The organism is Rhodococcus yunnanensis NBRC 103083, assembly GCF_001895005.1.
Classification (GTDB): Bacteria; Actinomycetota; Actinomycetes; order Mycobacteriales; family Mycobacteriaceae; genus Rhodococcoides; species Rhodococcoides yunnanense.
In genome coordinates, this window is sequence record NZ_BCXH01000039.1 from 1 (window position 1) to 10,400 (window position 10,400).

Sequence of the window (10,400 nt, forward strand, 5' to 3'; positions counted from 1 at the left end):
AACTCGTTGCTAACTCACCTCTGAGCGTCTCTGTGGATGCAGCCGGATTCCGATGACTTCAGATCTGCGTTTCGGGCTGTTCAGGGGTTTTGTCATCGGTGTCAGTTTTGTCGGCTTGGAGCCTACGTATCCGATACTCACGGGAGGCGACGTGTCAACAAGCGCTGTTCGACGCCGTCAGACCGGGTTACCTCCCGAGTTTGCTCGCCTTCCGATGCGGATGGTGCGGGCCGGGACGGCTGCGCAGGTGTATGCGCACCCGCGGGCCGAACTGACGCGGCTGACGGACTTGGGTCTGCTGCACCGGGTGGCGACAGGCTTCTACGTGGCGGTGCCTGACGATCGGGTCGGGACCGAGTGGATGCCGGGTTTGGAGGCTGCAGCGGCCGGTATCGCGGTTGCTGCCTACAGCGCCGACAATGCCGTCGTGATGGGTATCAGCGCGGCCCGGCTGCACGGTGTGGTTCCGCGGGCATTGGCGACTGCGGTGGTGGCTGTGCCGAAGCGGCATGATCCGATTCGATTGGCGGATCGGCCGGCGGTCATCCGGTTTGTCGTGCGCGACACTGCGCGTCTGGATGCGGAGCGGATCGACACCGAGTTGGGTGCGGTGTTGGTGACGACTCCTGAGCAGACGGTGTTGGATCTGGTGAAGCGCCCTGGGTTGGGTGATGCCGAGGGTGAGGTGTGGGCGGCGGTGGAGCAGTTGTATCGGAGGTGCGACCGAGGCGTTTCGGCGGAGATCGCTGGGGCTCAGAAGATGAAAACGACTCTTTTGCGGCTGCAGGCTCGGTTGGGGGAGTAGTGAATCCCGACGAGTTGGCTGCCGGGTTTGTTGTCGCGGCCGCTTAGTATGGCGTGTTTGCCGAATGCAGTCACATGGGTCGTCCACTGACGATGGGCAACCGGCGCAGTATGTTTTACACTCCCGCAGTTCCGTTCCTACCAAATAGTCGTCCCCGCGGCTCTACTCACGCCTGCGGGGCACTTACGATAGCTGTGTAAACAAATCCGCGATGATGCGCGCCTCGGTGCGCGGCGCGTCTTCGCTCTTTCTGAAAATTTCGACCAGGGCGGATGAGCCTCCGCCTGATTGAGTGACTGCGTCGGCCGAATGTGCTTCTCGCTCGTCATAGATATAAGGCTCGTAGACTGGCCATTTTTCGTCCACCTTGTCCATGTATTCGTCGAACTGGTCGTCGAATGTCCATAAATCGAAGTGGATATCTGTGTTGGATTTTACTTGCTCGATCCATTCTTTGGCGTCGGATTGATTGCTTGAGTTGTCCATGACCGCGTCCAGCTCGGATGTTAGCCATTGGCGGTATTGGCCGTGTAAGTGGGTCTGATCCTCATCGCTCGGAATGTAGTGATGCACACGCTGGAGCCAATCTTGAAATTCGAAGGTCCTATCCCATTGGTCCGATTCGTAGGCATCGTCTCTCCACGCACTTAACAGCCGCACGGCCATTAAGGACTCGGCACTCGAAAACGGACGGAAGTAATTATTAATCAGCGCGTCGGCAACACGTGCGGCTGCCGAAGAATCGATGGATGGGTCCTCCCTCAGCTTGGTGAGGAGGAGTGGGAACTGTTCGGCAATCCAAGCCCCAGCATCGATCTTAAGTATTTCAGCTATTCGCGATATCGATCCCAACTTTTCGACGGCCCAAGAGTCAGGCCCTGCGGGCGTTCGGTCCCATAGACTTCTCGCGATATTAAAAATTAAATCATTGTTTACTAGAAGCGTCTTGGAAATTGTCGGATATTTAGTGGTGTCCTCGCCGTTGACGGACGCGGCGTAGCTAACAATCTGGGATATCTGATTTAACGAGCTGGCATTTCGAATTATGTCGATTGCGTAGGTCGGTTCGGAGTTCAGATACCACAGGACAAAGTCGCGACAGCTGGGATCGTTGAACTGCACTTTAGGTTCGATATCGTGGTACGACGTCGTGCCGATTTTGATCCAACTACCTTCAAGATTTTTGATTCGTTCCGTATATCGCATTGGTGATACCGATCTGATGGAGACTTCTCGGAGTTCACTTAAGTCTGCACCGCTTGGCGGGAACGAAACCAAGTGCATGAGGAGAAGTCGAGACGACTCGGGAAGGGACTCCCTGAAGCTGCCACCCCACAGCATTACGGGATTTTCTAAAGCACTTAGTATTTTTTCCTCAAGCTCGCGTGCCTCCGTTCCGGAATATTGCGCAAGTACCTGCTCTATGATTCGTGGTGTGAAGTTTCTATGCCCATTTATTCTCTGGTAGCTTAAGTTTTCGCAAAACTGCCGTATTACATCCCGAGGGATATCGCTGAAATAGAGGTGGTTGTACAAAATTTTTGCGCGATGGAGCGGGGTGTACTCCTGTATCCGGACTACGCATTCGTAGGCTGTCAGCCCCGCACGCTCCAGCGGCTCATCCCTTCGTATCGCGTCCTTGAGTACATGCATTCTACTGGTTACGATAATTAACTTGTTTGTTGACTTTCTGACGCGCCCGATTAATCTTGAGAGGGTCGGTCCGTTATCGTTTCCGAGTCGTTCCTGTATGTCGGTTTGGCCAAATATATCATCGAAGTAGAATAATTGTTTTGAATCGGAATCCCATGCATCCCACGAATTGCTGATTTCATGCGAGGATAGATTTACAATCTGCCAACCGCTGTCCCAGTGCGTAAGTGCGATCATGTCTGCAAGCATGCTTTTTCCCACGCCGGGCGGGCCGGTGACTACGCAGACCCGATGTTTATGGAGGGTTTCTCTTGCGGATGAGTAACTGTCAGTCGAAACGTAGAGGCGGATACGGTCCTGCATTTCTTCCATAAGGGCTTCACTTCGCTCCCAGAGCCCGGAAAGTACGATCCTCTTGATGACCCCGGCTGAGGCCATCCAAAGTTTGAAGTGGCGTTGTTCTACTTTGGGATTTAGCCCGAGAAGTTTGTTTAAATCACGAGCAGCGAGAATTTGATTGGAGTTGGATATGTGTGGATGTAGTGTCTGCTTCAGGGTGTCTTTCTGAGTGATGGTCAGGTCTTGCGAAGTCGCAAAATAGTATTCGTCCGGGCCTAGGGTGTCCATTTTGCCTTTCTCCTTGGCCGCAGATCGCTTTAGGTCGCTGAAGGTCGAACCGCGATAGTGCTTACATTGAACAACTGTCGTTATTTGGTTGGAGGTGCACCGGAGGTCGACACCGCCGTCTGGGCCATTTGCGAATGCCTCGAAAGGCTTACCAAGTTCTTCCTCCAGCAAGTCACGAACGAGCATCTCGAAGTCCGTTGGAGAAAGTGTGTGGAAGTCGTATTCAGGCATATTCGTCCTTGGCTTTTCGAGGTGTACGAGCGGTAGAAAAGTAGCTCGTGACTAAAGTTTGCTGATTTCCTTCAGTAGTTCGTCCGCTAGCGCCGCGGATGAGGCCGCCACCATCTGCGGGTCTCCAATGCCGGCCTCTGCGCGCCCTGCCATCATCGAGCCGGTGGCCTCAGGTCCATCACCGAAGAGTGTTTTGAGTGCGACGAGTGCTTCCTTTGTCGCTCGAGCACTTACCGGTTCGGCAAGCAAGCGCGCAAAGTTCTTTGCGACTGAGGTGGTTTCGCTTGCTATAAGGAGTCGATACAAATCGTGTGCGTCTTTGTCATTCAACCGGTTGGGGGCATCTATTCGTTCGTTGAGTTTGTGTATCTTCGCAACAATGAGAGCGGCACTGCCAGCGACCAGAACGGTGAATTCTCGGGTGTCTGCCGCATCGAGGGCCTTGATGGCCATCGTACTTCGATCGATGACACATGCCTCCAATCCTCGTGCGACCCGAAGTGCTGTCTTGCTATGGGGTGGCATGCGAGCCGACCTGGCGTTCTTGCTCGTCCGTCCGCTGAGGAGCTCAGGGATCATCAGGTCCACTGGGATTCCGTGCCGGTTGAGCCACGCGCCCGGGTTGCCATTCACATTCATGTAAAAGCCTGCGCTCGACATTGCCTCTTCCAGCAACGGCTCGTTGCCCAGCTGCCTAGGGTCAACGACAAGGTCGCTGTCCTTGGTCGATTCAGCGAGCGCAACGGGAGCTTTGCCGCATCGAAGGTAGACGGCCTGAGCTCCTATGACGATGACAGAGTCCTTGTGGCGGTCGAGGGCGGTGAGAGCGTCGAGAAGTGCGGACCTGGATTGGACGAGGAGGTCAGTCTCGCCAGGATTGCTCATTTGCCTGCATCCATTCAATTAGTTCTTCGCCTTCGGCCGGGTTTCGGCCGGGCCCGGTTAGGAGGTCGACTGCCACCTGCGCGATGTTCGCGACGGTATAGCCATCGGTGGTTGTGGATGTCCGGTCGAAAACGATGTCGTAGTGCGGTTCCGCAAGGACAATGTTTGCTCCCGCTTCCGTTCGGCGAAGGGCCCATTCGGATGCGGCGGTAGATGCATCGTCGACGTACAGGGTGATGGATCGCGCGGGGGCGTACGCGGCCCATTGAGCGGCAGCAACTGATGAGGTGACGGCATAGCGACTGGACGAGCCAGGTAGCTTGGCTAGAAAGCTTGGGATGCCGCGGGGTTCGAGAAATGTGTACGTCCTGTTGTTGTCGACAACGCTGTAGTCGCGGCTCCACCTTCTGAGTAGCGCGGGCCAGTCCGGCACTTGATAGAGGCCCTGTTCGGTCTTATCGACAAGTTCGTTTACTTGGAGGTATTCCAACACTCGGTAGGTGGCACCTGTGGACGCCCGAGAGACCGTAACTAGGTCTCGAACCTTCCACGGTGAGCTCGAACCGATCAACGTGCGGACGACTTTCGCGGCCGGCTCGCCCTTTAGAGTTCCGCGCGGTCGGCCGCGACCTCGCCACGGATCGTTGTCAGATCCCCTGTCTCGTAGGACTATAGGCGGACGGTCGGACGAGATTGACAGGTTGCCTGTCACGTCGACAAAAGATACGTCTTGCTCGACGAGAGCCTGTCTGACGGGCGGGGAAAGGTAGCGAGAAGCGACAAGGTAGAGAGTGTCAGGTGTGGTGGTTGCGGCAGCCCGGAACCTCGACGCCAGCGCCCTGACGTCCCTGCGCTGGACGGTTGCTTTGACTTCGATGCCGAAGTGAGCCGAGCCCCCGTCCGGTGCGGTGATTGTCAATTTTGCGTCGAGCCCGGAGTCAGCGCTGTCGAGGGACTTGTCTTCGCTCGACAGTGTCCAGCTGTCGGGGATAATGGAACGGAGGCTCAACATGCATCGGCGAAGGATCTCCGCTTCGGACCCTGGTGGCTCACTGTCGATCATTACGCCTCCCTTGTTCGGAAAAATATACCATTCCGGTGGCATCGGAACAATGCCTTATCCCGAACATCGTCGGCAAAGTGCAAGTCGTCCCGCGAAGTTGGTGCGCTGCTCGATTCGGCTATCGGATCGAAATTTCAGATACGGGACGAGCATGCACCTGTCGCCGTCTCACGATGTATGTCGGGTTCGAGGCGAGGTGGGACCGACTCCGCGAGGTTTGAATTGCTCATACGCACACTGTAAAGGCGAGTACGCGCAGACTTCCATAGGCCGTAAACCAGATCAAAAGTGCCGAGTGCTTCGGAGAACGGACACGCGTTCAATCGGATTCACCACAGAGTCCGGAACTGTTTGATGCGGATCTCGGTGTCACAAGCGTGTCACGAGTCGGTACGAACGAACGTGAACCTGGATGGTAGCGCCTGAACGATTAACAATGGTCAGAGCGGCTGTAGTGGGTCCAGGTGGACGTATTCGATTGTCTCCCAACATACTTGTAAGCGAGCGGTCAACGGTTCAATCCCGTTAGGAGGCCCTTCGAGAAGCTTCTGACCAGTGAAAATGGTTGGGACCGTCTCTTTTTGGCCTATTTCGGCCGCTCGTTTCGGGAGTGAGCCCGGTTCGTCCACCTGGGTTTATGCGGTGCTTCCGACCTGGGGATTTGCCAGGCAATCGGCAGGATCAGGCGTTCGGTGTCACAGAATGTCAGAACTCATCGCTAACTCACCGGTGAGCGTTCGTTTGCATCCAGTCGGATTTGGTTGGCCTGGAGGGGCGGCGTCGCTGTGGGGCGGTGTGCGCTGTGCCCGAGAGGTCGATGTTGCAAGAAGGTGTGAACATCAGCTGAACCTGTAAACATTTTGCGGTTTTCTTTGCATATCAGGCCTTTGCGTGGCATTGTCCACGCATGACAGCCTGGCGATCCGACGTTCCGTACAACGAGCTCCCTCCGCCTCCCGGCATAGGTCAGCTGGAGACTTACGCCGTCCTCAAAGCGGCGATCGGGGCCAACGCGGCGCTCGCCAAGCTCGACCAGGCGGTTGTATCCATTCCCAACCCGACAGTGCTGATCAACTCGATTCCGCTCTTGGAAGCCCAGGCGAGCTCGGAGATCGAGAACATCGTGACGACGACGGATGACCTTTTTCGTCATCTGGACGATGACGCGGGAGCCGACCCGGCTACCAGGGAAACGCTCCGCTACCGGACTGCTCTTCGGGTTGGCTTCGAGCGCACTGTTGATCGGGGTCTGACGACTTCCGCCGCAGTCGACGTGTGCAGCACGATCAAGGGCCGCGAGATGCAGATTCGCGCACTCCCCGGAACTCGCATCGGCAATCCCGTCACAGGTGAGGTCGCCTACAGTCCACCCGAAGGTCGCGCTCTGATCGAAGGCAAGCTCAGCGAGTGGGAACGCTTCATCCACTCGGACGACGGCATGGATCCGCTGGTGCGCATGGCGGCAGCGCACTACCAGTTCGAGGCGATCCATCCCTTTGCCGATGGAAATGGGCGGACGGGACGCATTCTGAACGTGATGATGCTTGTCGAGGCTGGGTTGTTGAGGATGCCGGTTCTGTACCTGTCGCGGTACATCATCGATACGAAGAACGACTACTACCGCTTGTTGCTGGCCGTGACATCCGACGGCGCGTGGGAGGCATGGCTTCTCTATATCCTCGCGGGCATCGAACAGACGTCAGTGGACACATTGCGCAAGATCGAGGCGCTCCGCGCGCTGCAGGATGACTTCGGTCAGCGGGCTCGGGCGGCCTCTCGAGGTGGTGCGGACTCGATTTTTCAGTCGGTGCTCTTCGAGCAGCCGTATTGCCGAATCAATACGGTCATGTCGAGATGCGGTGTATCACGGCCGACTGCGACGGCCTGGCTGAATGCTCTCGTCGACGCCGGCATGTTGCGGGAAGCCAAAGTCGGGAGGGACCGTCTGTTCATCAACCGGGAGTTCCTCGACTTGCTTGTCCGCCCGGAAAGCTCCGCAGGTCAGCTCGAGTAGAAAGCTTTTTTACATGTCTCGAGGACATGTAAAAAAACTGTCGGAATCTTTATATATGGCCTGCGATGCCGGTCGCCCTCGACCACTAGAGAGAGGAAGAACCCGAAAGAGGCGATGTCGACGGTGAAGCCTCGAGTCTGATCTCGCTTGTCTACGCCGTCAGACCGGGTTACCTCCTGAGTTTGCTCGCCTTCCGATGCGGATGGTGCGGGCTGCGACTGCTGCGCAGGTGTATGCGCACCCGCGCGCCGAACTCGCGCGATTGACGGACTTGGGTTTGCTGCACCGGGTGGCGACGGGTTTCTATGTGGCGGTTCCCGACGATCGCGTCGGGACGGGTTGGATGCCTGGCGTGGAAGCGGCGGCAGCCGGTGTCGCGGTCGCGGCCTACGGCACCGATGACGTCGTCGTGATGGGTATCAGCGCGGCCCGGCTGCACGGTGCCATCCCGCGGGCATTGGCGATGGCTGTGGTGGCGGTCCCGACGCGCCACGACCCGATTCGATTGGCGGATCGGCCGGCGGTCATCCGGTTTGTCGTGCGCGACACGGCACGTCTGGATGCGGAGCGGATCAATACCGAGTTGGGTGCTGTGGTGGTGACGACGACTGAGCAGACGGTGTTGGATTTGGTGAAGCGCCCTGGGTTGGGTGATGCCGAGGGGGAGGGGTGGGCGGCGGTGGAGCAGTTGTATCGGCGGCGTCATCCAAATGTGTTGGGGGAGATCGCAGACACTCAGAAGATGCGAACGACATTGGCAGGATTGCAGACTCGGTTACAAGGGTTAGTGTGCGGGAACAGTGTCTGGGCCGCCGGCAGATTGTGAACCGATCCGCAAACGTGACCGTCGATCATCTCGTGGGAGTGTTGTTGCTGCAACGCCACTCACCTCATGGCGGTCGCTATCGCCTCCGATCCCGCACCCAGACACTTCGAGGATGCCGTCGACGCGCGAAATCCGTGTCGTGGATCGGCGTGTATCGATCCCGCCCGCTTCAGAGTGAGGAGGGGGCGGACGAGGACGTGGCTCGGTGCATGTCGCCTGCGTGTCGCCGATAGTGCAGTGGTGCTTCACCGACTATCCGCTTGAACGCGTTGCTGAAGGCGCTGTCCGAGGCGTATCCGAGTTGGGCAGCAAGGGCGCCGATTCGAACATCGGGATCTTCCAGTGCGCGCTGCGCGAGGACCATTCGCCACCGTGTCAGATACGTCAGAGGCGGCTCTCCGGCGGCGCGGCGGAAGCGCTCGGCGAAGATTGTGCGCGACATCCCTGCGGCGGTTGCGAGTTCCTCGAGGCCCCACGATCGTCCCGGTTCCGCATGCATCCGGCGAAGCGCCGGTGCAAGACTCTCGTCCCCGAGGAGCCGCAACCAGCCCATGGCCGGCTGATCGTGTTCGAGGTGGGCGCGTAGGACCTCGAGGAGAAGTAATTGAGCGTTCTGCCGGATAGCGAAGGCCGATCCGACGCGCGAGCCTGAGGCTTCTTCGAACAACTGCCTCACTAGCTCACTGGATCGGGAGGACGTCGACCTCGTCGCCGCAACATGGACCATGCCCGGCAACGCATTCCGGAGCAGTTCGGACCCCGCGGGACCCACCCGGATCGCACCACCGATGAGGACGTCGTCGCGATCGAGATCTGCGGTCGCAAGGCTCGTCGCGTCGAAGTTGGTCTCCGGGATCAATGATGCCGACTCCGTCGTGCCGCTACCGCCTCGGATTCGGAGGTGAGTTCGGTAGCTCAAGAGCACCACATCGCCGGGCATCAGATCGATCGGGCCGATCGGGCCGCCAGGCCCATCCGCCCACACGTCCGCCGTCCCGGCGACCAATGCGATGAGCTTGAATGGTCGCGTCAGTTCGCCCCCGGAGGTCCAGGGACCACGTACTGCGAATCCTCCGGTCATCACGCCCTCGACCTCGATCCGATCGAACATGTCCGACAGGGCGTCCACGGCAGGGTTGTGACTCATTCCCGTATTCTGACGCATGAAATGCGGACTTTCAATTATTCCAGGTACTGACCCGAGGCGGCAGACTCGAGTAATGATCGAACAGCAGAAACCACTCGACACACCCTTCACGGCCGCCTCGACCGCGTCCGATGTTCTCGCGGGGATCGACCTCGCGGGTAGGAACGCCATCGTCACGGGCGGCCACAGTCGCCTCGGCAGCGAAGTGACCAGAGCTCTGTCGAAGGCAGGGGCGTCGGTGACTGTCGCCGCCCGAGACCCGGCACGCGCCTCTACGGCCGTTGCAGACATCGACGGCGTGCTCATCGAGCAACTCGACCTCACCGAACCCGCCTCCATCGATGCGTTCGTCACCCGCTGGCGCGAGACCGGCAAACCGTTGCACATTCTCGTCAACAGCGCTGCAGTGCTGTTCGGTCCGGAACATCGATTCGACTCCCGCGGACACGAACTGGCGTTCTCCACCGCGCACCTCGGTCACTTTCAGCTCACCCGCGGCCTTCTCCCCTCCCTGCGCGCCGCGAATGGCGCGCGAGTGGTGAATGTGACCTCGGGAGCCGCACGCTTCGGCGAGATCAGGTGGGACGACCTCGATTTGGCCACCGGTTACAACCCCGCCGTCGCCTACGGTCAGTCCAAACGCGCGAATGTGTTGTTCACCGTCGAGCTCGATCGCCGGTACGCCGATGAGGGTATCCGCGCATACGCCGCGCACCCGGGCGTCATTATCGGACCCGGGCCGCATACCCCCGAGCGCGCCGCGGCGTTCCGGGCGCAAGGTCTCGTGGATGAGGACGGGAACACCATTATCGATCCCGAGGGAGGCAAGAAAACCGTCGAACAAGGTGCCGCGAACCTCGTCTTCGGCGCAGCGAGCCCGCTGCTCGATGGCATCGGGGGCGTGTATCTCAAAGACAGCGACGTATCGCACCTCGACGACGCCGATCGCCCACTCAACGCCGAAAGTATTCCGTCCATGGCAAACTCGGCCATGATCGACGCTGACGATGCGCGCCGACTCTGGGACCTCAGTGAACGACTCACCGCCTGATCCAGTTCTCCACCGGCTCCGCTGGTTTGGTGAGAAAGTCGTAAGGACCCGCGTCGCGCAGTCAGTCGCGGGCCGAGGCTTCGAGGGTTCAAGGCACC

Annotated in this window: 8 protein-coding genes; 4 read left to right on the top strand and 4 right to left on the bottom strand. The window is 58.7% G+C overall.

The features are described from left to right. Positions 1–151 precede the first annotated feature (151 nt). Positions 152–805: a type IV toxin-antitoxin system AbiEi family antitoxin domain-containing protein gene (locus RY1_RS29080; protein WP_306305361.1), complete on the top strand. Its 654-nt coding sequence runs from the start codon at positions 152–154 to the stop codon at positions 803–805. Positions 806–988: 183 nt separating this feature from the next. On the opposite strand, the gene RY1_RS29085 is transcribed toward RY1_RS29080, so the two are convergent. Genes RY1_RS29085 through RY1_RS30800 form a run of 3 tightly spaced genes read right to left on the bottom strand, consistent with a single transcriptional unit; the run spans position 989 to position 4,694 of the window. Further along, a complete protein-coding gene (locus RY1_RS29085) occupies positions 989–3,316 on the bottom strand; it encodes an nSTAND3 domain-containing NTPase (protein WP_072807525.1) in 2,328 nt (775 codons plus the stop codon). A gap of 51 nt (positions 3,317–3,367) precedes the next feature. Next, a complete protein-coding gene (locus RY1_RS29090; RefSeq protein WP_072807526.1) occupies positions 3,368–4,201 on the bottom strand; it encodes a hypothetical protein in 834 nt (277 codons plus the stop codon). Then, the gene (locus RY1_RS30800; RefSeq protein WP_245820002.1) at positions 4,179–4,694 is read right to left on the bottom strand and encodes a hypothetical protein; all 516 of its coding nucleotides are present in this window, start codon (positions 4,692–4,694) and stop codon (positions 4,179–4,181) included. Before RY1_RS30800 ends, RY1_RS29090 begins: the two co-directional genes overlap by 23 nt. A gap of 1,477 nt (positions 4,695–6,171) precedes the next feature. Between RY1_RS30800 and RY1_RS29100 the strand changes: the two genes are divergently transcribed. Next, the gene (locus RY1_RS29100) at positions 6,172–7,278 is read left to right on the top strand and encodes a Fic family protein (RefSeq protein WP_072807528.1); all 1,107 of its coding nucleotides are present in this window, start codon (positions 6,172–6,174) and stop codon (positions 7,276–7,278) included. A gap of 196 nt (positions 7,279–7,474) precedes the next feature. Beyond that, positions 7,475–8,104, top strand: a complete 630-nt coding sequence (locus tag RY1_RS29105) for a type IV toxin-antitoxin system AbiEi family antitoxin (RefSeq protein ID WP_072807529.1) — start codon at positions 7,475–7,477, stop codon at positions 8,102–8,104. Positions 8,105–8,273: 169 nt separating this feature from the next. On the opposite strand, the gene RY1_RS29110 is transcribed toward RY1_RS29105, so the two are convergent. Next, positions 8,274–9,251: a helix-turn-helix transcriptional regulator gene (locus tag RY1_RS29110; RefSeq protein ID WP_072807530.1), complete on the bottom strand. Its 978-nt coding sequence runs from the start codon at positions 9,249–9,251 to the stop codon at positions 8,274–8,276. A gap of 73 nt (positions 9,252–9,324) precedes the next feature. Here RY1_RS29110 and RY1_RS29115 point away from each other — a divergent pair, with 73 nt between their 5' ends. Next, a complete protein-coding gene (locus tag RY1_RS29115; protein WP_072807531.1) occupies positions 9,325–10,302 on the top strand; it encodes an SDR family NAD(P)-dependent oxidoreductase in 978 nt (325 codons plus the stop codon). The last annotated feature ends 98 nt before the right edge of the window (positions 10,303–10,400 follow it).